Annotated in this window: 16 protein-coding genes; 3 read left to right on the top strand and 13 right to left on the bottom strand. The window is 35.7% G+C overall.

What is annotated here, in order from left to right; translation table 11 throughout:
• Positions 1-4: 4 nt before the first annotated feature.
• From HMPREF1140_RS13240 to HMPREF1140_RS04955, 5 genes are all read right to left on the bottom strand, one after another.
• The gene (locus HMPREF1140_RS13240; protein ID WP_009662796.1) at positions 5-1,915 is read right to left on the bottom strand and encodes an acyl-CoA dehydrogenase family protein; all 1,911 of its coding nucleotides are present in this window, start codon (positions 1,913-1,915) and stop codon (positions 5-7) included.
• 317 nt (positions 1,916-2,232) lie between these two features.
• Positions 2,233-3,420: a pyridoxal phosphate-dependent aminotransferase gene (locus tag HMPREF1140_RS04970; protein ID WP_009662809.1), complete on the bottom strand. Its 1,188-nt coding sequence runs from the start codon at positions 3,418-3,420 to the stop codon at positions 2,233-2,235.
• A gap of 8 nt (positions 3,421-3,428) precedes the next feature.
• Entirely contained in the window at positions 3,429-3,767 is a 339-nt protein-coding gene (locus tag HMPREF1140_RS04965; protein WP_009662821.1) for a NusG domain II-containing protein, read from the bottom strand.
• A 7-nt stretch (positions 3,768-3,774) separates the two neighbouring features.
• On the bottom strand, positions 3,775-5,157 hold the full coding sequence (gene argH / locus HMPREF1140_RS04960) for an argininosuccinate lyase (RefSeq protein WP_009662823.1): 1,383 nt from the start codon (positions 5,155-5,157) through the stop codon (positions 3,775-3,777).
• Between the two features lie 15 nt (positions 5,158-5,172).
• Entirely contained in the window at positions 5,173-7,923 is a 2,751-nt protein-coding gene (locus HMPREF1140_RS04955) for a YfhO family protein (RefSeq protein WP_009662816.1), read from the bottom strand.
• Between the two features lie 125 nt (positions 7,924-8,048).
• On the opposite strand from HMPREF1140_RS04955, the gene HMPREF1140_RS04950 reads away from it, so the two are divergent.
• The 3 genes from HMPREF1140_RS04950 (at position 8,049) to ilvC (ending at position 10,571) form a co-directional block, all read left to right on the top strand.
• On the top strand, positions 8,049-8,846 hold the full coding sequence (locus HMPREF1140_RS04950) for a class B sortase (RefSeq protein WP_009662830.1): 798 nt from the start codon (positions 8,049-8,051) through the stop codon (positions 8,844-8,846).
• A gap of 143 nt (positions 8,847-8,989) precedes the next feature.
• Positions 8,990-9,487 carry an acetolactate synthase small subunit gene (ilvN, locus tag HMPREF1140_RS04945; protein WP_007591794.1) on the top strand — a complete coding sequence of 166 codons (498 nt, stop codon included), beginning with the start codon at positions 8,990-8,992 and terminating at the stop codon, positions 9,485-9,487.
• A 64-nt stretch (positions 9,488-9,551) separates the two neighbouring features.
• Positions 9,552-10,571 (top strand): ketol-acid reductoisomerase, encoded by a 1,020-nt coding sequence (ilvC, locus tag HMPREF1140_RS04940; protein WP_007591793.1) that lies wholly within the window; start codon positions 9,552-9,554, stop codon positions 10,569-10,571.
• Positions 10,572-10,623: 52 nt separating this feature from the next.
• Here ilvC and HMPREF1140_RS04935 read toward each other — a convergent pair whose 3' ends face one another.
• From HMPREF1140_RS04935 to HMPREF1140_RS04900, 8 genes are all read right to left on the bottom strand, one after another.
• Positions 10,624-12,783 carry an RNA degradosome polyphosphate kinase gene (locus HMPREF1140_RS04935; RefSeq protein ID WP_009662832.1) on the bottom strand — a complete coding sequence of 720 codons (2,160 nt, stop codon included), beginning with the start codon at positions 12,781-12,783 and terminating at the stop codon, positions 10,624-10,626.
• A gap of 18 nt (positions 12,784-12,801) precedes the next feature.
• Positions 12,802-14,319, bottom strand: coding sequence for a Ppx/GppA phosphatase family protein (locus tag HMPREF1140_RS04930; RefSeq protein WP_009662815.1), 1,518 nt, complete (start codon positions 14,317-14,319; stop codon positions 12,802-12,804).
• A gap of 13 nt (positions 14,320-14,332) precedes the next feature.
• Positions 14,333-15,604 carry an ATP-binding protein gene (locus tag HMPREF1140_RS04925; RefSeq protein ID WP_009662803.1) on the bottom strand — a complete coding sequence of 424 codons (1,272 nt, stop codon included), beginning with the start codon at positions 15,602-15,604 and terminating at the stop codon, positions 14,333-14,335.
• Between the two features lie 19 nt (positions 15,605-15,623).
• Positions 15,624-16,514, bottom strand: a complete 891-nt coding sequence (gene pheA, locus HMPREF1140_RS04920; protein WP_009662800.1) for a prephenate dehydratase — start codon at positions 16,512-16,514, stop codon at positions 15,624-15,626.
• 15 nt (positions 16,515-16,529) lie between these two features.
• The gene (locus HMPREF1140_RS04915) at positions 16,530-17,273 is read right to left on the bottom strand and encodes a lysophospholipid acyltransferase family protein (RefSeq protein ID WP_009662824.1); all 744 of its coding nucleotides are present in this window, start codon (positions 17,271-17,273) and stop codon (positions 16,530-16,532) included.
• 16 nt (positions 17,274-17,289) lie between these two features.
• Positions 17,290-18,768, bottom strand: coding sequence for a cardiolipin synthase (cls, locus tag HMPREF1140_RS04910; RefSeq protein ID WP_009662829.1), 1,479 nt, complete (start codon positions 18,766-18,768; stop codon positions 17,290-17,292).
• A gap of 158 nt (positions 18,769-18,926) precedes the next feature.
• Positions 18,927-21,518 carry an ATP-dependent chaperone ClpB gene (gene clpB / locus HMPREF1140_RS04905; RefSeq protein ID WP_009662799.1) on the bottom strand — a complete coding sequence of 864 codons (2,592 nt, stop codon included), beginning with the start codon at positions 21,516-21,518 and terminating at the stop codon, positions 18,927-18,929.
• Between the two features lie 266 nt (positions 21,519-21,784).
• On the bottom strand, positions 21,785-23,500 hold the full coding sequence (locus tag HMPREF1140_RS04900) for an IS1634 family transposase (protein WP_009662801.1): 1,716 nt from the start codon (positions 23,498-23,500) through the stop codon (positions 21,785-21,787).
• Positions 23,501-23,727 lie beyond the last annotated feature (227 nt).

Here is a 23,727-nt window from a genome sequence, read left to right as displayed (position 1 = left end):
CCTCTTATACTTCAATCTCTATGAAATTGTCTGCAGCTTCACCACAGTGTGGACATACCCATTCCTTCGGAAGGTCTTTAAACTCCGTTCCCGGTCTTACATCGCCCTCTTCATCTCCCAGAAGTACATCATATTCATAACCACAACCGTTACACAGATAGAGCTTTCTTGAAGGTGTATGTTTCTTAGCTACAGCTCTCTTGATTTTCTTCATCGGTGGCGCAGGTTTCTTCTCACCTGTATCAAGTGCTTTTGTAAGCGCAGGTAATACCTCATTTACATCACCGACTATACCGTAATCACAATTTTTAAAGATTCTCGCATTCGGGTCTTTATTAATAGCAACTATTGTAGAAGCATTCTTGATACCTTTTAAATGCTGTAATGCACCTGATATACCGCAGGCTATGTAAAGATTTCCTTTAAACTTTTGGCCTGACATACCGACATATCTGTCAAGCGGTAAATATCCAAGAGTCTCCGCTACAGGTCTTGAAGAACCTATTGCGGCACCTGCAGCCTTGGCCAAATTCTCTACAAGTTTCATATTCTCTTTTGAACCGATGCCCTGTCCTGCACTGACAACTCTTTCTGCAGCTACGATAGGTGTATCCATAGGAATGCCGACGCTAAAGTCATAGCCGTCCTTTTGAAGATTTGATACAAGCACATCAATTTTTTCTTTTATTGAACCTTCTCCTATGATCATTCTCTTTCTCTCACCGGTTTCAGGTCCCTTTGTTTTCTTAACGGCAGCAGTTTCACCTCTTGATATCTTACCTAATATATGAGCTGCTATAACAACTCTTTGTATCTCATTTGTTCCCTCATATATAGGAGTAATTCTGGCATCTCGATACATTCTCTCTACAGGCATTCCCTTTAAGTATCCGTTTCCACCGAAAATCTGAAGTGCTTCTGAAGTTATCTCAAGTGCAACATCAGATGCATACTGCTTTGCCATAGCCGATTCCATTCCGTACGGAGCATGAGCTTCTTTAAGTTCCGCAGCGGAATATACAAGCATTCTTGCACATCTGAGCTTTGTAGCCATATCCGCAATCTTAAATGCAATTGCCTGCTGTGCGGCTATAGGCTTTCCAAACTGCTCTCTTTCCTTACTGTATTCAACAGCTTCTTCAAAAGCTCCCTGTGCAATACCAAGTGCCTGAGCTGCAATTCCTATTCTACCGCCGTCAAGTGTAGCCATTGCAATCTTAAATCCCTGACCTTCTTTACCAAGTAAATTCGCCTTTGGAACCTTTACATTATTAAAGTTAAGCTCACATGTAGCGCTTGATCTGATTCCGAGCTTGTCGTAGTGATCACCGAATGTAAATCCTTCCATACCCTTTTCCACTATAAGTGCTGAGATACCTCTTGTACCTATATTAGGTGTGGTAAGTGCAAAGATTACATAAACATCGGCTTCACCGCCGTTTGTGATAAATATCTTATTTCCGTTTAAGAGATAATAATCTCCCATATCCTCAGCAGTAGTTTCCGTGCCTCCCGCATCGGATCCGGCATTCGGTTCCGTAAGTCCGAAAGCACCTAAAAGCTCACCGCTGCAAAGTCCCGGTAAATATTTCTTCTTTTGCTCCTCATTACCGAAAGCCGCTATAGGATAAGTACCAAGCGAGGTGTGTGCTGAAAGTATAACACCTACACCGCCGTCAACTCTTGAAAGTTCTTCTACCGCTATGGCATAGCTTATAACATCAAGACCTGCTCCACCATATTTCTTTTCATATGGCAATCCCATAATGCCAAGCTTTCCCATGTTCTTCACGATTTGAGTAGGAAATTCGCTCTTTACATCAAGACTGAAAGCTACAGGCTTTATTTCTCTCTCCGCAAACTCACGAACCTTCTCTCTAAGCAACTCATGTTCCTTTGTTGTTTGATAAGACATACATTCCCTCCACTTATATTGTTGTATCGACATAAAGTCGATATTTTGAGCTGTATATTACAACTCCGATACATTATAGAAAACTTACTATAATGTAATAAACACATATCTGATTATATGTATTTTTAAAAAGTTTACTCTTATAGTAAAGTATAAAACATTATATATAATAGTCAATATACTTTACCAATAAAGTATAAATTCGGGGTAATGCACAATAAAAGGCTATAGAACTGTTCAACATTACAGGTTCTATAGCCCTAACAGGAGTATTATTTTGTATATTCTTACAAATGTTTTAGTTTATTTTATACATATCAGAGATTGTACTCATCCATTAACTTCTTAAATACATCTATTGACTTTTCTATCTTCTCTGTATCCACACAAAAAGACAGTCTGACATATTCTTTCATTCCGAATCCCTCTCCCGGAACCAAAAGTATATGATATTTTTTTGCTCTTTCACAAAATTCGTTTCCGTCGCCGCTTGGTGACTTGATAAACATGTAGAAAGCTCCTCCCGGATTTGCAACCGTATACCCAAACTTCGGCAGTGACTCAAACAAGATATTTCTGTTAGTCCTGTACACTTCAATATTAGGCTGTGCGTCTACACAGTTTTTTATCACATACTGAAACATGGAAGGCGCACAGACATACCCGAGTACTCTTGCCGCTCCGCCTACCGCCGCGAACACATCTTCATGACTTTTAACCTTATTTGGAACTAGGATATAGCCGATTCTCTCACCCGGAAGTGATAGAGATTTTGACCATGAATATGCTACAAGTGTATTATCATATATATTCGGTAAAAACTCAGGTTTCTCATTTGTAAACACAAGTTCTCTGTACGGCTCATCGCTTATTAAAAATATAGGATGTGAATATTCTTTTTGTTTTTCCTGCAAAAGCTCTGCCAGTGCTTCCAAATTCTCCTTAGGATAGATTACACCTGAAGGATTGTTTGGAGAGTTTATAAGTACAGCCTTTGTATTTTCATTTATCTTGCTTTCAATTTCGTCTATATCCAGATGAAGATTCTCACTGCATTTTACAAATATCGGCTTCCCCCCCTGTCCCTCTATAAAAACTTTATATTCAGGAAAATACGGAATATTTACTATTATCTCATCATCATCCGACTCTATAATTGCCTTAAATATAATATTAAGTGAAGCTGCGGCACCGCAAGTCATAAAAATATTGTTTTCATTATAGTCTGTAGCAAAACGCTTATTCAAGTTTTTTGCAACTGCAATTCTTGTATCGGTGTTTCCTGCTGATGATGTATAACTGTTGTACTCCTTTGGAGAAAGCTCCTCCACCATATATTTTATAGTATTTGCTACCTCTCTCGGAGCCGGAGTGCTTGGATTGCCAAGGCTGAAGTCAAGTACATTTTCCGCTCCGATCTCCTTTGCAAGCATACTTCCATACTCAAATATATCTCTAATAACCGACCTCTTTGTACCGAGGTCAAGCATCTTTTTTGAAACCATAATCTCTCCTATTCACTGATAATCGTGACTGAAGCCTGTGCCGGCAAGCAGATTGCCGACTCACCGATATTTTTTATATAACCGAATCTTTCACAGATGTGGTCGGGGCATTCACTTTGAATAAATGCTATTGCACCGTCCTTTATATCAAGATGTATATCTATTCCGTTACTTTCCAGATTGATTTCCCTGTCCTTTGACAGATCGATATCCATACTTTGATTATTTCCGTACTTTAAAACGGCTTTGCCGCCCGGCTTCTTATTTAAGTAAATATAAAGTCCTGCAACAATTCCAAGAATAACTGCAACAATTATCAGATATATATCATTCTTTCTTAATTTCATAAATTTCCTATTTCTTTATAGACTCTAAAAGCTTTTTTGATTCTTTTATTTCATTCATTATAGCTGTAAGTCCCGGAGCTCCCTTGGTATTTCTCTTTTCCACGCAAGTTTTTAAAGAAATAGCATCATAGATATCATAATCAAAATATTCAGATATATTTCTAAACTCCTCAAGTGAGAAATCATCAAGTGCCTTTCCATGCTCAATTCCGTAAAGTACAAGCCTGCCGACAATCTCATGTGCATCTCTGAAGGCAACATTTTTCTTTACAAGATAATCTGCCGCATCGGTTGCATTTGTAAAGCCTCCTCTTGCACTTTCTGCCATTCTTTCATTATTGAACTTCATACTTGAAAGCATTCCGCTCATAAGTTTTATCAAACTTTTTACAGTATCTATAGCATCAAAAGACATCTCCTTGTCTTCTTGCATATCTTTGTTATATGCAAGCGGTAAGCCCTTCATTGTTGTAAGAAGAGATATCAGACTTCCGTATACTCTACCGCTTTTTCCCCTTATAAGCTCTGCAATATCAGGATTTTTCTTCTGCGGCATTATAGATGAACCTGTAGAATATGTGTCATCCATCTCCACAAATCTGTATTCATCTGTATTCCATACGATAATTTCCTCTGACAGCCTGCTAAGATGCATTGATATTATAGCAAGGTCAGATAACAACTCCAAAAGATAATCTCTGTCACTTACGGAATCCATACTGTTTCTTGTAGCAGTCTCAAACTCCAAAAGGCTTGCCACATAATCTCTGTCAAGATCATATGTCGTTCCTGCAAAAGCTCCTGAGCCCAAAGGTGAAAGATTCATTCTCTTTCTTGTAGAGCGTAGCCTGTCAAAGTCTCTGATAAACATCTCAAAATATGCACCGAAATGATGTGCCAGAGTTGTAGGCTGTGCCTTTTGTAAATGTGTAAATCCCGGCATATATGTTGTAGTATTTTCTTCCATTATACGAAGAACTTCACTAAGCAGTTCATATAGAAGGTCCTTAAGCTCATCAATCTCATCTCTTACATAGAGTTTCATATCAAGTGCCACCTGATCGTTTCTGCTTCTTCCGGTATGAAGCTTCTTACCTGTATCTCCTATTCTCTCAATCAAATGTGCTTCAACATATGAATGAATATCCTCTGAACCGTCATCAAATTTTAATACACCGCTTTCTATATCCTTTTCTATAGAATTCAGTCCTTCAATGATTTTATCTCTCTCATCATCTGTAAGTATATTTTGTTTTGCAAGCATCTTTACATGAGCTATACTTCCTCTGATATCCTGCTTATAGAATCTATGGTCAAATGAAAGTGATTCATTAAAACTCTCCACCAGTTTATTTGTTTCTTTTGTAAATCTTCCACCCCAAAGTTTCATATATACACCGTCTTTCTATTTCAAATCTTCATCATTTGTATTTTCATCAGTTTCAGGATTATAGTTTTTTGTAAGCAGTTCAACTACACCTTTTCCACCGCCTGTGGTTATATCAACGTATACACGTTTATTTTCACCGTTTTTTTCTTCAGATTCGTCATCGTATTCTTCATCATCATCGTCTTCATCGTTATCTTCATCATCATCCGAATCTTCTATATCAAGTTCTTCAAACTCATCGTCTTCAATAACTTCTTTCTTTTTGAATTTGATTCCGCCGTTTTCAATAACTTTTTTCACAAGGCATATCAGTAATAATAAAGCCAATGAAGCCGCACTTATTATTGCACCTTCAATAATACCTGAACTTAAATATTTAAATTCTATTTCATGCTGTCCTTTTTCAAGTTTTAAGCCGATAAAGGCATCCATAATCTTTATCTTTTCAGCTTTCTTTCCGTCTACATAAACACTCCATCCTTCATCATATGGAATAGAAGTAAACAATGTGGTATTTTCAACCGCATGAACATTTCCTGACAGGTATGAATCTGAAATCTTACTGAGATATAAAGGATTCTTATTTAGGATATAATACAATTTCTTCAGAGAATCATAGTTGACTCTATAAACTCTTGCATCAATTGATTCATCCTTATCATCCGTACTTACAAATCTTCCGTTTTTCTCTCCCTCAAGAGTTCCAAGCTCCAATATATAATGTCTCTTCAGATTCTTAAATGACTTTTTAACATCTCCGTCTCCATAACTGAATTCCACTTCGTCAATTGCCGGATTTGTAACATAGGCATAGTATTCACCGTCTATATCGGTCTGAAAGTTTACGGAAGTAGACTCCTTTATAGTCTCTATTTGCTCAAATATATCAGGTAAACCGTAAACGGCGGCCAAATCATTTTGAACATCTATAGGATCTCCGAGATTCAAGTTCCAATCATCTGTAAATCTTTCATCAACCATATATCCAAGAGGCAGAGTATAAGGATTTTCATATAAATAACTGTTTCCTGATATATCCACATAAGAAATATTTGTATTTCTTGACTCACCGGTATATATTGCATATTTTACCGCAAAAAGCATATCTAAAAGAGGTGTTTCTCCGGTTATAGAATATGCATTTGTAGATGCTTCATTTCCAAGTTTTTCAAATAATTCAGTAAGTGAAGCGTTTGCCGTAGATGAAAAAATAGATACCGATTTAAAATTCAACCATGCACCGTCATCCTTTGTCTTTCTGTCCACCTTATCTATACGATAAAAATCATCCATCGGCAATTTCTTAAGCAAAGCTCTTACATCGGCATTGTCATTTATATAATTACTTCTGTTTATTGTTGTCACACTTGTAACCGACATATTGACACTTGATTCAATTACCACTATTGCAAGTGTAATCAAAAATAAATATGTTTTTGATATTCTCTTTGCCATATGCAAATACATTAACATCGCATATATGCTTATAAAAATCATTGCCGCATAAAATACTGCAAAATGGAAATCCTCATTATTTACTATCTTTTGTGCAAGCAAAATATATATCATACTGATTCCGAATGCCAATCCAAGATCCTTGGTTGTATTCGCACTGAAATTATCATATGCCTTTGCACATATAAAGAGTACAAGGAATATATAGATAAAACTCTGTCTCGCAGGTAGTGAGTTCGGGTAATGAAGTCCGTGCCATATATAATTCAATACATTTATTGAAAAACCTGCAAGAAAAAATACAAGCAATGAAATATAAACCGCTTTTTCTTTCTTGGAAATCTTTCTGTTCAATATGTACAGAACAACAAATAAAAATATTCCAACACCACAGAATATATTCGGCCAATGATCAAGTCCGATTTCAACTTTTACATTGCCCATATGTCTGGCAATCATATCGAAAATAGAAAAATATGAATTAAATGTACTTGGAAAGTCAAAGTCTCCCGAGGCTGTAAGCTTAAGTGCATATATTTCAGGCAATAAAACAAGTGCACTCAGTCCTCCTGCAAGCAATGAATAAACAGCAAATCTGATTGAAGCAATTACAAATTTTCTCCAATTGTTTTCATTATCCATTAGATTAAGAGAAATGAAGTATATTACCATAAACAGACAAATCATTATTGAAATATAATAATTTGACAGTATACATAGACCGAGTATTAGTGTATACAGTAAACCTTTTCCTGTTTTTACAAGTCTTTCAATACCCAAGCATACTATCGGAAAAAGTATAATACAATCCAGCCACATAATGTTCCAGCTATATGCCGCCATATATCCTGAAAGTGCATAGAATATTCCGAAGAATAATATTCCGGCTTTGTTTCCTGAAGTATGTTTAGATAAATAATATGTGAAACCAAGTCCTGAAAGTCCTATCTTTGCAACTATCATATATGTCATAAACTCTATCACATATTTTTGCGGACATAGAATAATAAGCCAGTTTAGAGGGCTGGCAAGATAGTAGGCATAAAGTGCCGAGAAATTTATTCCCATACCGAGGTCCCAACTGTAAAGAAGTGAACCTCCATTACTCAGCTTATATTTAAACTCTGAAAAAAACGGAGCATACTGATGATACATGTCAGTTCTCAAAAAGCTCTCATCACCAAACGGGAATATTCCTCTTTGTATGAATATTAATATCATTATAAAAACCGGTATTAAAAAAGATAAAGCAAATATTGCCCTTTTATCCATTATAATTTCATCTCTCTGATTCAAATTCAAATCGTTCATTTTTCTCCTCCGTCTTCTCACTAATTATAGTAGAGGATTTTTTTTTTATCAATCTAATTCATAAGATTTATATACAATAGTAAAAAAAAATGCTATACTTCTACCTAAAAGTCGTTAGGAGATATATGAAAAAGAAAATTTTATTACCTATTTTAGCTTTCGCAATATTACTTACAGCGATTGCAGTCATATTTTCAAATATAAAAAACAAAAATAAAGAACCTGAAACTACTCTTGAAACTACCACCACTCAAGAAGAAACTACAACCGAGCCGCCTACAAAGGCTTATGAGACTGATGAAAATTATACAAGAAAAATTGATTTTGATTCGTTAAAGGCTACAAATCCGGATGTTATCGCATGGGTGTATATTCCCGGAACTGTAATTGATTATCCGATATTATGGAAAGAATATGATATAGAATATTATTTACATCATGATATAAACCATCAGGAATCATATTATTCCGTATATATGGACGGCTACAGTAATTCGGATTTTTCAACTCTGAATAATATTATCTACGGTCATCATATGAAAGACGGTAAAATGTTTACCGATATCACTAAGTTCAAAAAAGAAGATTTTTTTAAAGAACATAGAATGATATATATTTATACTCCGAATAAAACTTATAGATTAAAGACTGTTGCCGCTCTTTATACCGATTCGGCACCTGAAAGAAGACAGACATATTTTGACGATATGGATTATTTCCACAACTATGTGGACAGAATGACAGAAAAATGTACCTTCAGAGAGATTCCTGAAACCGGTGTAAATAAGATTTGGTCTTTTATAACCTGTTCATATGAGGGTGATGATACAAGAACTGTTTTATACGCATATGAATTGGATGATAATGATGAACCTGCACAATATGATTTATCAACTATTGATTTTGGAGAAGATCACAGGTAAAATATATACTGTTTTTTTGTATTATAACCTCAGGTTATAATAATTATATTATATAATAAATTGACATTTATCATAATGGTGCTATAGTAAATTGAAAACCAATATGATTTTATTAATTACTACTTTTAATATTGGGAGGTAAAATGAGACGAGTATTTTCACTTATTGTAGATAATTCTGCAGGTGTTTTAAGTCGTGTGTCAGGTCTGTTCTCAAGGAGAGGATACAATATCGACTCTCTCACTGTTGGAGAGACAGCCGATCCGCGCTTTTCAAGAATGACAGTTGTTTCTATCGGAGACGAGGATACACTTGATCAAATAGTAAAACAGCTGAGAAAACTTGAAGATGTAAGAGATATCAAGGTTTTAGAGGAAGGCAAAAGTGTTTTCCGTGAAATTATAATGATAAAGGTAAAAGCCGATGCTTCACAGAGACAGGATATCGCAGCTCTTTGTGATATTTTCAGAGCTACTATTGTAGATGTAGCCAAGGATTGTTTGACAGTTATGCTTACAGGTGATAATTCAAAACTTGAAGCGCTTTCAAATCTTCTTTCCGATTATGAAGTTTTGGAACTTGCCAGAACAGGACTCACTGCTCTTTCAAGAGGAAGTGATGATGTAGTTGTTTTCAACTAGTTTTTATTTTGATGGTTCCCCAGCCTAAATGGGTTAAAATAGAAGTTACTTAGGAGGTATTTATATGTCTAAAATTTATTATCAAGAGGATTGTAATCTTTCAATGCTTGAGGGTAAAACTATCGCAATCATCGGTTACGGTAGCCAGGGACATGCACATGCATTGAACTTAAAGGAAAGCGGATGCAATGTAATTGTCGGCCTTTATGAAGGAAGTAAGTCATGGGCAAAGGCAGAGGCACAGGGACTTAAGGTTTACACAGCTGCAGAGGCTACAAAGAAAGCAGATATCATAATGATTCTTATAAACGATGAGCTTCAGGCTGATTTATATAAGAATGATATCGAGCCGAATCTTGAAGCAGGAAATATGCTTATGTTCGCTCACGGTTTCAATGTTCACTTCGGTTGTATCACAGCACCTAAGGATGTGGATGTTGCAATGATTGCTCCTAAGGCTCCTGGACATACTGTTCGTTCAGAGTATCTTGAGGGTAAGGGAACACCTTGTCTTGTAGCTGTAGAGCAGGATGCTACAGGTAAGGCTCTTGAGCTTGCACTTGCTTACGGTGCAGGTATCGGTGGTGCCAGAGCAGGTCTTCTTGAGACAACATTCCGTACAGAGACTGAGACTGACCTTTTCGGTGAGCAGGCTGTTCTTTGCGGCGGTGTTTGCGCACTTATGCAGGCAGGTTTCGAGACTCTTTGTGAGGCAGGCTATGACCCTAGAAATGCATACTTTGAGTGTATCCATGAGATGAAGCTTATCGTAGATCTTATCTATCAGTCAGGATTTGAGGGAATGAGATATTCTATCTCAAATACAGCCGAGTACGGTGACTATATAACAGGACCTAAGATCATTACAGAGGATACTAAGAAGGCTATGAAGCAGATTCTTACAGATATCCAGGACGGTACGTTTGCTAAGGACTTCTTACTTGATATGTCTAATGCAGGTCGTCAGGTTCATTTCAAGGCTATGAGAAAGCTTGCAGCTGAGCATCCTTCAGAGAAGGTTGGTGCAGAGATCAGAAAGCTTTACAGCTGGAACAATGATGATGAGAAGCTTATCAACAACTAATAATTTAAAAGTTTATAGCCACCGCTTTTGCAGTGGCTATTTTTTATTCCCTTTATAAAGGTATAAAAGTTCTATCAGCTTCCACCTTATTTATTTTAACAGCATTTTCATATATTTGATTTGCTTCTTTAATAAATATCATCTGTGAGTTTTTCTTTGCACTTCCCCCTCTTTCCACTTTTTCATATCTACCGTCAGTTAAAAGGATGGAGGCCTTTACATTATCCTCAAGTTCCACATCCAGGTAATGCTTTATACTCTTTATTATATCCTCATCCGCCACCGGAAATACAATCTCTACTCTCTTTTCCAGATTTCTGTTCATCCAGTCGGCACTGCCAAGGAAAATCTCCTCTTCACCGTCTATACGGAAATCAAATATTCTGGCATGTTCAAGAAATGTTCCGACAATTGATCTGACCGTTATATTTTCAGAGACTCCTTTTATTCCTACCTTAAGACAGCATATGCCTCTGACAATCAAATCTATCTTTACTCCTGCACAGCTTGCCGAATAAAGCGCGCATATAATATCCTTATCTGAAAGCGAGTTCATCTTTGCTATGATTCTTACCTCGGATCCTCTCCCGGCCGCCTCTGCACATTGGCTTATCTTCTTTAAGAATATATCCTTCATCCAAAGCGGTGCAACCACATATCTTTTCCAAAACGGAGGTTCTGAATATCCGCTTAACATATTAAAGACTGCCGTAGCATCCTCACCATAGCTTTCTCTTGCTGTAAACATACCAAGGTCTGTATAAAGCTTTGCAGTAGAATCATTATAGTTTCCGGTGCCAAGATGTACATATCTTCTGATACCGTCTTCTTCTCTTCTCACTACAAGAGTTATCTTTGAGTGAGTCTTTAATCCTACAAGTCCGTAGATTACATGACAGCCTGCTTTTTCAAGCATCCTTGCCCAGTTGATATTATTCTCCTCATCAAATCTTGCCTTAAGCTCCACCAAAACTGTAACCTGCTTACCGTTATCAGCAGCATTTGCAAGCGCCTTAATAATAGGCGAGTTTCCGCTGACTCTGTATAAAGTCTGCTTTATAGCAAGAACATTTTTATCTGCCGCAGCCTTTGAAACAAAATCTATTACCGGATCAAAGCTCTCATATGGATGTGAAAGTAAAATATCCTTCTTTTTTATCTCCTCAAATATATCCTCACAGTCTATAAGCCTTTGGTTCATTACAGGAACATGCTTTTTATCCTTTAGCCTCTCAAAACCTTCGAGAGAATATATTTTCATCAGAACTGTCAAATCCAGAGGTCCGTTTATCTTAAATATATCCTCTTCATCAACATTCAGCTCACTCTTCAGGAAATTTAAAAGGCTTGCATCCATTCTTTCTTCGGCTTCAAGTCTGATAGCCTCTCCCCACTGTCTCTTCTTAAGTTTTTTCTTTATTTCCTCTAACAGATCCGATGCATCATCCTCATCAAGCTTAAACTCCGCATTTCTCATTACTCTGAATGTTGCTGCGGATATTACTTCATAGTTTAAGAAAAGTTTATCAATATTTTTCTCTATGATATCTTCAAGATAGATTATCTTTCTCTCCTCAGACTCACAAGGGATCTCTACAATTCTTGGTAGTACAGACGGTACCTGCACCATCGCAAAATCAAGATCGGCATCTACATTTCCAAGATACACATCCTTCTTTTTCTTTTTAGAGTTTTCTTCTTTTCTCTTTCTTATAAGGGCTGCAATATTTAAAGTCTTATTTCTGACAAGCGGGAAAGGTCTTGAAGCATCCACTGCCATAGGTGTAAGTACCGGATATACAAATTCATCAAAATATTCATCTATAAATTTCTTTTCATTTGCATCAAGTTCATCACCATGACTTATTATATGCAGATTTTCCTTCTTTAAAAGCGGAACCAAAGATTTGTTATAAACCTCATACTGCTTTTTAACAAAATCGTGAGTCTCCTTAGTCAGTATACCAAGTTGCTTTTCCGCACTCATTCCCGAGATATCTTTTTTCTTATAATCAGCATCCACCATATCCTTTAATGAAGCAATCCTTACCATAAAGAACTCGTCAAGGTTTGAAGATGTTATACTTAAAAATTTCAATCTTTCAAAAAGTTTAACATCATCATCCTCAGCTTCATTTAAAACTCTGATATTGAACTTCAGCCAGGACAGCTCCCTGTTTGTAAAATATTCTACATTATCAAACTTTTCCATAATAGCCACTCCTTCCTATCAAAAAGTTCTTATCTGCTTCAAAATAAATTCTATTCCGAAGATTTCTCTGAAAAAATCTCTGTGAGAATTAAAGCTTAATATTTCAAGACTCAAATCACCCATGTAATTCACTTCCAGTTTCAGCTTATTTTCATCTAATTTCAATATAAAATTCTTTATTTTCTGCTTATGAGATCTGTCAAGTGCATTTGCCATTTGCAGTATTGCACTTAATTTTGCAAGCCTGATATCTCTTTTATTATAAATATTTTCTTCATTATCAATATTTGATATTTCCGCCATAAGCATTCTCTCATCATGAGATATACCTATAATTTCTCCTGATGATATGATATTGTATGTGGCTGTATCACTGTTTTTCATATTTATAAACTTACCGATATTATGAAGTATGGCGGCTATTTGTACCAAGAGTCTGTCTCTTTCCGTTAAGCCGCTGACCTCTTTTATGGCATCAAATATAAGAAGAGCATTCTTTTCCACCGCACCGGTATGTTTGCTGTTTCCTCTGTATCTTTTGGCAAGATTTTTTGATGCCGCAATTATATCTTCTTCAAAATTATGACCTACACTTATGATTCCGGTTTTCTTTGCATACTCCGCCGCAATACCGTCTATCAAAAGTGTACCCGGCATCCATATTTCCTTAGCATTAAACAGATCAAAAATTCTTTGAAAAATAAGCACACTAGGCAAAATCATCTTTGCATAATTTTTACTTACACCAAGTATATTCTCTATTTCCTCAACACTCTTTCCGCGTATTCTATCGAATAATTTAATAAATCTCTCATAATCTATTATCATATCTGTGGATTCATGATCCATATATCTGAATACATGCATAAGAGGTTCTCCGATACCGATTATAGTCTTTACCTTTTTATTCTTAAGATAAATCTTCTTAAATGTATTAAGGTCGTTATCTATAAGCTCTGTAAGTACATTATGCTTTTTTTCGTTGATATTATCAATCTCTTCCACCATCTCTCGAAGTCTTAAAACTCCAAGTGATAAATTTTGTGTGCTCTGTATTGCACCGTTATCGTAAAGAGTAAGCTGCATACTTCCAAATCCGACATCGGCAATAGCGGTACCGCTCCTTATATATTTCTCAAACAGCTCACCTTTTGAATCGATAGACATATAATTGATAAATCTTTGCTCGGAGTTTGATATTATACTTATATCAATCCCTGCCCTTACCTTTATCTGGTCAAGCACCTGCATATTGTTTGAGGCTTCTCTCATGGCGCTGGTTGCATATGCCTTATACGCATCCACCTTATAGCTATGCATTATTTTCTTAAAATCCGATAAAATATCACATAGCTCATCTATCATTTCATAACTGATTTTTCCGAATTTATAGGTGTCGCTCCCAAGCGCAATAGTATGCTTGACATAATCAATTCTCTTTATTCCTGATTTACTTGATATCTCATAAATTCCAAGTTCAAGCTCAAATGAGCCTACATCAATTGCTGCAAAATATTTTATCCCACTCTTTTCCATACGCTCTCCAAGTCTATTGACTCTGTAAATAAGTTATAAATTGTGTTGCACTTCTTCCTGACATACCTCCGTGAGACAATTCCCACATATTGGCTTTTGAAAGTATTTCACCCTCATCCATATCTATATTATGCTTCTTTGCCAAAGAAAGTACAATAGAGTTAAACTCTCTTTTATCAGGTGAACCGTAATAAATTTTTTCACCGAATCTTGCAGATAATGAAAGCTTTTCCTCCACAGTATCTCTTGTATGAAGTTCTTCATCTGTTTCAGTCTTATCTCTGAAACTTTCTCTGATAAGATGTCTTCTGTTGCTTGTAGCATATATCAATACATTCTCAGGTCTTCTTCCAAATCCTCCTTCCAGAATCGCCTTTAAATATTTATATTCAAGCTCAGACTCTTCAAAGCTTAAATCATCCATATATATTATAAACTTGTAATTCCTGTCTTTAAGCTGCTCAAGTATATCGGATAAATATCTGAATTGATGCTTATAGATTTCAATAATTCTGAGCCCTTTATCATAGTACTCATTTACAATAGCTTTTACACTTGAAGATTTTCCGGTTCCGGCATCTCCGTACAATAAACAGTTATTTGTAGGTTTACCGTTTATAAAACTCTCTGTATTGTCTGTGAGTTTTTTCTTTTGAAGATCATAACCGATTATATCATTCAAATAAACATGCTCGACTCTGGTTATCGGTATTATATTTGCGGTCTTTAAATCAGTACCTTCTTCTATACGAAAAGCTTTATTTAAACCAAACTTCCCTACACCATACTCCTTATAAAATTCAGTTATTATATCTTTAAACTCATTGTCTGAGTCCGCCTCAATAAGTTGCTTTGAAAGTCTTAGAATCCTGTCTCTTACTCTGGTGTTTACAAGCTTTGAATCTCTTCCGTTACCTTCATAATTATATATCTCTTTTAATAAATCACCGTTAATATTAGGTACAAAATGAATCAACTCTCTTAATATTCTAAAATCATGTATTGCAAATGTATTTATACTTCCTGAAGTTTCACCTACAATCTCTGTAGCTTTTGAGTATACATTCTCATTGTATGCAAGTGCCAAAGCAAGTATATTAGCCCAAAGATTTCCGTGAAGACCGTACTCACCGGCAACTTCAATCATCTTTGATATGGTTTTACTTACATTGTTGCTGTTCTTATCCAAAGCACAAAACATTCTTATTGTGTCTTCAAACTTCAAGTCTCTATATAATATCAAATCATCTATCTTTGAATCTTTACATGCTTTTATACTGTACATTTTTCCTCCTTAAGCTGCATTAATTATTGGAACAATAGTTTCCCAAAATCTTTAAAAAAGGGACTTTCTCACTAAGTATTTCCAGTACATTTGAAACATTTTCCGAGTTTAGATTTGCCTCAACATCTATAAAAAATCTGTACTCAAATGTTTTTTCAGGTATAGGTCTTGATTCTATCTTCACAAGGTTCAATCCGTTTAATACAAATATTCCGAGAATATTATACAGCATACCCTTTTCATGTGGAAGTTCCAATATAAGGCTGAGTTTATTTGAATTTTTCGAAAAAATCTTTTCCTTACTTAGTACTACAAATCTTGTGGTATTATTGGAGTTTCTGTTAATTCCCCTGTCTAAAATATCCAGATTGTAAAGCTTTGCTGAAAGCTCGGAAGCAATTGCCGCCTGCTCGATCTTGCCTTCATTTTTTACTTTTTTTGCAGACACTGCAGTGTTTAAAAGACTTATCTGACTCCATTCAGGATGTTCTTTCAAATAAGAAGCACATTGCATTAAAGCCTGGGGATGCGAATATACTCTTTTGATATCAGAAAATTTTGCCCCCTTTATACCCAAAAGACAGTGACTGATATGTAAATCATATTCCGCTACAATTACCACATCCTTTTTTAAAAGCAAATCGAAAATATCTGTAACAATCCCGGCAGATGAATTCTCAATCGGTACAACACAGTATGACGCTTCACCGTTTAAAACGGAATTTATAGCATCTTCAAAAGTATTTACATTCTCTGTATCTGCATCCGGAAATAATGTCTGTGTTACTATATGTGAATATGCACCTTCCACACCCTGATACACTATTTTTTTTATATTGGAATCCATATACTCTTTGCATTTAAATCCGCTTGGCATTTTGTTAAATTTAATTTCCTCAAGTCTTTGCATAGTACTCCCATAGTCTTATCTTTTTTCTTTCACCATGTTTTCAAGCATATTTACAATTTTATTTCTTGCATATGCACCAAGCTTTTTCTTCTCCTCATCAGACAATTCCGATATTATTATCGGCTCACCATACTCAATTATTACATTGCTCTTTTTCATAAAAGGTAAATGCTGTTCCCATATCTCATATGTACCGTAAATAGCTACAGGTATAACAGGAACCTTTCCTTTTTCGGCTATCTTCAATGAGCCTTCTTTAAAATCCTTTACATTTGTGACATCATCATTTAAGTTTCTTGTTCCCTCAGGACAAATCCATATCGAAACACCTGATTTAACCTTTTCTACACCCTGTAATATTGTCTTAAGTCCCTGTTTTATATCTTTCCTGTTTAGGAAAAGGCAATTGAGCAAATCCATCCACTGTTTAAGAAGCGGAACCTTTATCATTTCATACTTTGCAACAAAACCGAGCGGTTTATGAGTATATGCATATCCTGCAAGTATATCAAAATAACTTCTATGATTACTTACAAATAAAACTCCTCCGTCTTTTGGAATATTTTCAATCCCCCTTACTTCCACTTTTGCACCTGCCAAAAAAAGTAAGATTCTGAAAGTTATACGCACCATTGTTTGTGCAATAGCGGAAGAAGTAACAGGTTTAAACCTTTTTACTATAAGTAAAACAAGCATTGTCGGTATAAAAAGTAACAGGTATAAAAGTAGACACAGTGCTACCAAAATAAATCTAATCATTTGAAAAAACCTCTCGTTATAATAATGGACTAAGGAGTCTGCTCACCTGTTCTTTAACTCTTTGAATAAGTGAACGATTCTTATACATGGAAAGCGTATACTCCTTCGAATCATAAATATCTCTCATAAAATTGTCTTCAAGTTCTATTGCAATATCCTCATCATAAATCATTGCATTGACCTCAAAATTAAGCTCAAAGCTTCTTATATCCATATTTGCCGTGCCCACACAGGCCACCTTGCCGTCAGCCATTACGGACTTTGCATGTAAGAATCCCTTCTCATAAGTATATACCTTTCCACCCGCTTCAAGAAGAGTTCCCGCCCAGCTAAGCGTAGCGGAATATACAAATGGATGATCAGGCATACATGGAATCATAAGTCTTACATCAACTCCCGATCTTGCCGCGATATTCAGCGCACTTATAAAAGCCTCATCAGGAATAAAATAAGGCGTGTGGATATACACATGATTCTTTGCATGATTTATAATCTCTATGTAATTATCTCGTATAAGTTTAGTCTCGGAATCCGGTCCGCTTGAAATTATCTGCATTCTGAGAATATTGTCACCTTCCTCAGGTACAAAATCCATCTCATCCAGTTCGGTAAAATATTTGTCATTTAAGAAAATATCTTCTTTTGTCGCGTACTTCCAATCCAGTCCGAATCTAAGTTCAAGTCCGTTTACAGCCTCTCCTACTATTCTAAGATGTGTATCTCTCCAGTGTCCGAATTTCTTTGAGCCGTCAACATATTCTTTTCCGATGTTAAAGCCTCCTACATAACCGATTTTACCGTCTATTACGGCTATTTTCCTATGGTTTCTGTAGTTTATACGGAAGTTGATTCTTCCCAAAGTTGCAGGAAAAAATACCCCCAACTTTATGCCATGAGATTTTAAATTTTCTAAAATCTTCTTTGACATAAACCTTCCGCCCATTCCGTCAAACAGAATCCTTATCTCAACACCCTCATCTGCTTTTTTTATAAGCTCCTTGGCTATATTTAGGAAAAGATAGTCCTGCTTTATAATATAATATTCCAAGTGTATATATTTTTCGGCATTCTTAATATCTTCAATCAGTGCATCAAATTTATTATTTCCGTCCGTGAATATATCCAAAGAATTTTTCATTGTCAAAAGTGAGCCTCCGGACATAAGGTTGTACTGCATCAATCTGTGATATTCCTTTGCATACAAATCATTCTTCATCATTTCACTTTTTGTGAAGAATTTTTCCTGCCTGATGGTGGCTCTCCTTATGCTGTCCTCAACACTTTTTAATTTAAACATTCTGGATTTTCTGTAATCCTGACCTATAAATAAATACAGTATTATTCCTATAATCGGCAGAAAATTAAGTACTAAAATCCATGTCCAAACCGTTCTGGGATCTCTTCTTTGAAAAAAAACAATTATCAACGAAAGTATCAAATTCAGGTAAAATAAATGTACAAATCCAAAATGACTTGAAGTCAAAAAATCAAACATAAAACTCCTGTTCCATTGATTTTATCACAATAAGCAGTATACTTTAGTAATATCCGTTACTATAGCTCTGAAAGTTTCTATAATCCTGTCTATTATACCACTAATATTGTTTTTTTACATTAATTAAAAAAAGAGCCGGTTGCCCGACTCTTTAATATTTATTTTTGTACAACTGCAGTCAGCTCATTATAAGGATCCAAGTCGATATATATTATATCTTTCGCTTTCAACTCGCTGTCTGAAAGTATTAGCTTTGCAACCATGGTCTCGACATTCTTTTGCAGATATCTCTTTAGCGGTCTTGCACCATATGCAGGGTCATATCCGTTATCAATGATATAGTTCTTTGCCGCATCGCTAAGTTCCACTTTAAGTTCCTTACTTTCAAGTCTCTCATTGAGCTCGTCCATTAACAGATTTATGATATTTCCGATATTATCCTTTGTAAGCGGCTTAAACATAATGATTTCATCAAGTCTGTTTAAGAACTCAGGTCTGAAGCTGTTTCTAAGCTCATCCATTACTTTCTTTCTTGCATCTTCAGTGATATCACCATATGTGTTGATACCGTCAAGTAAGTATGCAGAGCCCAAATTTGATGTCATTATTATGATGGTATTCTTAAAGTCTACAGTCTTTCCAAGTGAATCGGTTACTCTACCGTCATCAAGCACCTGTAAAAGTACGTTAAATACATCAGGATGTGCCTTTTCTATCTCATCAAAGAGCACTACTGAATATGGCTTTCTTCTTACAGCTTCTGTAAGCTGTCCGCCCTCATCATATCCTACATATCCCGGAGGAGCTCCTATAAGTCTGCTCACGGAGAATTTCTCCATATACTCACTCATATCGATTCTTATCATATTGTTTTCATCATCAAACAGAGACTTTGCCAGAGATTTTGCAAGCTCAGTCTTACCTACACCGGTAGGTCCTAAGAAAAGGAATGAACCTATAGGTTTTGAAGGATCTTTAATACCGGCTCTTGAACGAATTATAGCATCGGTAACCTTCTCAACAGCCTCATCCTGTCCTATTACTCTCTCATGGAGAGTGTCTCCAAGGTGAAGAGTCTTTTCTCTTTCACTCTCACTCAGTTTTGAAACAGGAATATTTGTCCATCTTGAGATAATTCTTGCAATTTCTTCATCTGTTACAGACTCACGAAGAAGTCTGAGGTCTTCTTTTTTAACCTTTTCCTCTTCAATCTGAAGCTGTTTTTGCAGCTCAGGCAACTTTCCGTATTGGAGCTCTGCAGCTCTGTTAAGGTCATAGCTTTGCTTTGCTGCATTTATCTGTCTGTTGACCTCGTCAATTTCACCTCTGAGTTTTGCAAGACCTTCAACACTCTTTTTCTCATTTTCCCATTTTGACTTTGCTTCATTTAACTCGTCATTAACCTCTGCAAGTTCTTTTTGCAAAGCTTCAAGTCTTTCCTTTGAAAGATTATCGTTTTCTTTCTTAAGTGCGGTTTCTTCTATCTGAAGCTGCATCTGTCGTCTTGAGAGTTCATCTATCTCTGTAGGCACCGAATTAAGCTCAGTCTTTATAAGAGCACAAGCCTCATCTACAAGGTCGATGGCCTTATCAGGAAGGAATCTGTCACTTATATATCTGTCTGAAAGTACAGCCGCACTCACAAGGGCACCGTCAGTTATTTTAACTCCGTGATATGCCTCATATCTGTCCTTCAAACCACGAAGTATTGATATAGTATCCTCTATTGTAGGTTCTTCTACAAGCACAGGCTGGAATCTTCTCTCAAGTGCAGGGTCCTTTTCAATATACTTTCTATACTCATCAAGTGTGGTGGCACCGATACAATGCAATTCACCTCTTGCAAGCATAGGCTTTAACATATTTCCGGCATCCATACTGCCCTCTGTTTTACCTGCACCTACTATTGTATGAAGCTCATCTATGAAAAGAATAATCTCACCTTCGGACTTTCTTACCTCATCCAAAACCGCCTTTAATCTTTCTTCAAACTCACCTCTATACTTCGCACCTGCTATAAGCGCACCCATATCAAGGGCAAAGAGTTTCTTATCTTTAAGATTATTAGGAACATCACCTGCCACAATTCTTCCTGCAAGTCCCTCAACAACTGCGGTTTTACCTACACCGGGCTCACCTATAAGTACAGGATTGTTCTTTGTCTTACGGCTTAATATCCTTATAACATTTCTTATCTCACTGTCTCTTCCGATAACAGGATCAAGTTTTTGCTGCCTTGCACGCTCAACAAGGTCATATCCGTATTTATTCAAAGTATCATAAGTAGCTTCGGGATTGTCGGAAACCACTCTTTGATTACCTCTTACCTCGGAGAGTACCTGTAAAAACTTATTTTTATTTATTCCATACATTCTGAAAATCTGTGCCACATTAGAAGACGGATTTTCCAAAAGATTTAGGAAAATATGCTCTACTGAAACATATTCATCTCCCATGCCTTTTGCTACATCCTCTGCAGTAATAAGCACATTATTTAAATCATTACTGATATAGGAATTTCCGCCGCTTACCTTCGGAAGTTTTTCTATGGCGGATTCCACTTCGTTTCTAAATTCATTTTCATTGATGCCCATCTTTTTTATAAGATTAACTATCAATGAACCATCTATATCTAATAGTGATGCCAACAAATGTATTTGTTCTATTTGCTGATTGCCATGAGTAGCTGCCACCTTTTCCATGTTTTGGACAGCTTCAATTGACTTTTGTGTAAATTTGCTTATATTCATTATATCACCACCTTTGTTATCTTTGTTATACACGTACTATAACAGACTTATTTTTATATGTCAAGCGAATTTTAAATATTATTTTAAAATTATTTTATGTCCCCTGTTAATTAATTTCTTTTTCCATTTTAGGTCTTGTAAAAGTGTAAAATTTGGACTATAATCCTGTCTTTGACAGTTTCAAAAGTTAAAATGCCCTTGAACCCCAGTATTTTACTGGCTTTCAGGGCATTTTTATTTCGTTTTGAAAATAAAAAAATAGTATTTTATTTTCCTTTGCTTTGTTTTTGTATTGTCCGCATTTGACTTTTTGTTATAAATTCAAAATCTGTATTAAAATGACAAATCTCATGTAGTTTGTCTGTGAGCTCTGTTCGTTTATATAGAGGTATGAAACCTTGCTCTTTCACATATGCAAAATTAAAATCTTTTAAGGTCTTTAGAATCTCTTCGCATGTATACTTGTGGTCTAAAAATTTTTCGAGATATCTGTAAATAATCAAGGCTAAAAAGCAGGTTAAGAAGTGAGACGTAATTCTATCAGTCCTTTGTAAAAATACCGGTCTTGCTTCAAACTCGGTCTTCATAATTCTAAAGCATTCTTCTATTTGCCAACGCTTTTCGCTTATATTTAGTATTTCACTTACATTATCATCAAGTAGGTCTGTTGAGACGGCATACATACCATCATACTTTGCTTCCTCATCTATTTTGTCTGTATTAAGAAAGCTATGTACCTTTGCCTTTTCACCATCATCAGTTACTGCGATACTGCCAAGAAACCTGGCCGGATCATTAGGATTTCTTCTTTCTTTTTTGATACTGCCTTTTTCAAGCATTAACTTAGCTCTGTCAACTTGTCTTTCTCTAATAGCCGTTTGGTATTTGGCATATTTTGGTGAATATGTGATGATAAGTCTTTGAGATAAATCTTTTGGTGTATAGGGAGCATCTTTGTAATATATAGTCTCATCATCCTTTGAGATTTCAGCCAGGTCTACCACTTTATTATCGTACAAACTTTTAAATCCTTTAGTATCTAAAGCCCATTGCCTATCCTGTGCATTAAGCTTTTTTATTGATTGAGTGACTACAAAAGCTCTTTCACCCATGTGATTGTATTTTCTTATTTTTTCCGAACCAAGTCCGGCATCACTACAGTAAATAAACTTTTGACAATCAAACTCATTTAAAATTTTTTCTTCAAGTGGTTTAATAGAGGTTTGTTCATTTGCATTTCCGGGAAATAGAGAAAAAGCAAGAGGAATACCGTCACCATCCATAAACATACCCATTTGTATTATAGGGTTTGGTCTATGTTCCTTACTTTTGCCGTATCTCTTAATGCCATCTTCATCCTCAATCTCAAAATAATAGTTAGTACAATCATAAAAAAGAAGATTATCATTACGCTTACCTACTAAATGACTATTTCTATAAGTTTCAGATTGTATAAGGTCACATTCTTTACCGAGTACATTTAAAGAGCGATATACATCATGTAATTGGTAAGACGGTGGCTCTAAAAAGTCCATAGAACAAGAGTAACTTGAGCGTTTGCTGGAAGGTTCGAGTATTCTGGAGTAAATCAAATCGGATAGTATCGAGTTGATATCAAACTTGAAGTTATACTTATCCCTTATCTTTCTGCAAACTTTGTTTAAGCCAAGTTGATAATAAAAGTACTGTAAAAACAGGTAACCTCCACGATAGAAGACCTGTTGCTGAGGCTGTAGTCTTTTGCTTGAGTTAAAAGAAATATTTACTGTTTTATCTTCTTTGTACTTCTGTGTTTCAAGTTTTGCCTCGGCACGAGCCCATTTCATGACGTCATCTCTAGTGGGTCCATGCTCTTTTAATAAATCAGCGAGAGTACCAAGTTTGCGTACATTTACAGAGGTGCTAACCCCTTTGTCATTTATAAAGCTTTTGGAAATATAGAATGACTCTGCATTTTTTGATTTTGATGTAGTAACTTTCATAGATAACCTCCACACCTTATTATAACATAAAATACTAGAAAATACTATATAATAAAACGAATATTTTGACAAAAATTTCAACTGAAGAATGTAGGTTATATGCGGGTTGTAGGACTTTTTTAATGATTATTTAGGTGAACAAACTGTCAAAGACCCGTATAACAGACTTATTTTTATATGTCAAGCGAATTTTAAATATTATTTTAAAATTATTTTATGTCCCCTGT

The sequence above is a fragment of the Lachnoanaerobaculum sp. ICM7 genome, from assembly GCF_000287675.1.
Taxonomy (GTDB): Bacteria; Bacillota; Clostridia; order Lachnospirales; family Lachnospiraceae; genus Lachnoanaerobaculum.
This window is presented reverse-complemented; position numbering and strand designations above follow the sequence as displayed.

Bases quoted from the DNA above. Each gene is read 5' to 3' on its own strand.
- HMPREF1140_RS04935 (WP_009662832.1), bottom strand. From the start codon at position 12,783: ATGGAAAAGTTTGATAATGTAGAATATTTTACAAACAGGGAGCTGTCC.
- HMPREF1140_RS04900 (WP_009662801.1), bottom strand. From the start codon at position 23,500: ATGAAAGTTACTACATCAAAATCAAAAAATGCAGAGTCATTCTATATT.
- argH (WP_009662823.1), bottom strand. From the start codon at position 5,157: ATGAAACTTTGGGGTGGAAGATTTACAAAAGAAACAAATAAACTGGTG.
- HMPREF1140_RS13240 (WP_009662796.1), bottom strand. From the start codon at position 1,915: ATGTCTTATCAAACAACAAAGGAACATGAGTTGCTTAGAGAGAAGGTT.
- ilvN (WP_007591794.1), top strand. From the start codon at position 8,990: ATGAGACGAGTATTTTCACTTATTGTAGATAATTCTGCAGGTGTTTTA.
- HMPREF1140_RS04970 (WP_009662809.1), bottom strand. From the start codon at position 3,420: ATGGTTTCAAAAAAGATGCTTGACCTCGGTACAAAGAGGTCGGTTATT.
- HMPREF1140_RS04915 (WP_009662824.1), bottom strand. From the start codon at position 17,273: ATGATTAGATTTATTTTGGTAGCACTGTGTCTACTTTTATACCTGTTA.
- HMPREF1140_RS04925 (WP_009662803.1), bottom strand. From the start codon at position 15,604: ATGTACAGTATAAAAGCATGTAAAGATTCAAAGATAGATGATTTGATA.
- HMPREF1140_RS04930 (WP_009662815.1), bottom strand. From the start codon at position 14,319: ATGGAAAAGAGTGGGATAAAATATTTTGCAGCAATTGATGTAGGCTCA.
- HMPREF1140_RS04965 (WP_009662821.1), bottom strand. From the start codon at position 3,767: ATGAAATTAAGAAAGAATGATATATATCTGATAATTGTTGCAGTTATT.
- ilvC (WP_007591793.1), top strand. From the start codon at position 9,552: ATGTCTAAAATTTATTATCAAGAGGATTGTAATCTTTCAATGCTTGAG.
- clpB (WP_009662799.1), bottom strand. From the start codon at position 21,518: ATGAATATAAGCAAATTTACACAAAAGTCAATTGAAGCTGTCCAAAAC.
- HMPREF1140_RS04955 (WP_009662816.1), bottom strand. From the start codon at position 7,923: ATGAACGATTTGAATTTGAATCAGAGAGATGAAATTATAATGGATAAA.
- HMPREF1140_RS04950 (WP_009662830.1), top strand. From the start codon at position 8,049: ATGAAAAAGAAAATTTTATTACCTATTTTAGCTTTCGCAATATTACTT.
- pheA (WP_009662800.1), bottom strand. From the start codon at position 16,514: ATGCAAAGACTTGAGGAAATTAAATTTAACAAAATGCCAAGCGGATTT.
- cls (WP_009662829.1), bottom strand. From the start codon at position 18,768: ATGTTTGATTTTTTGACTTCAAGTCATTTTGGATTTGTACATTTATTT.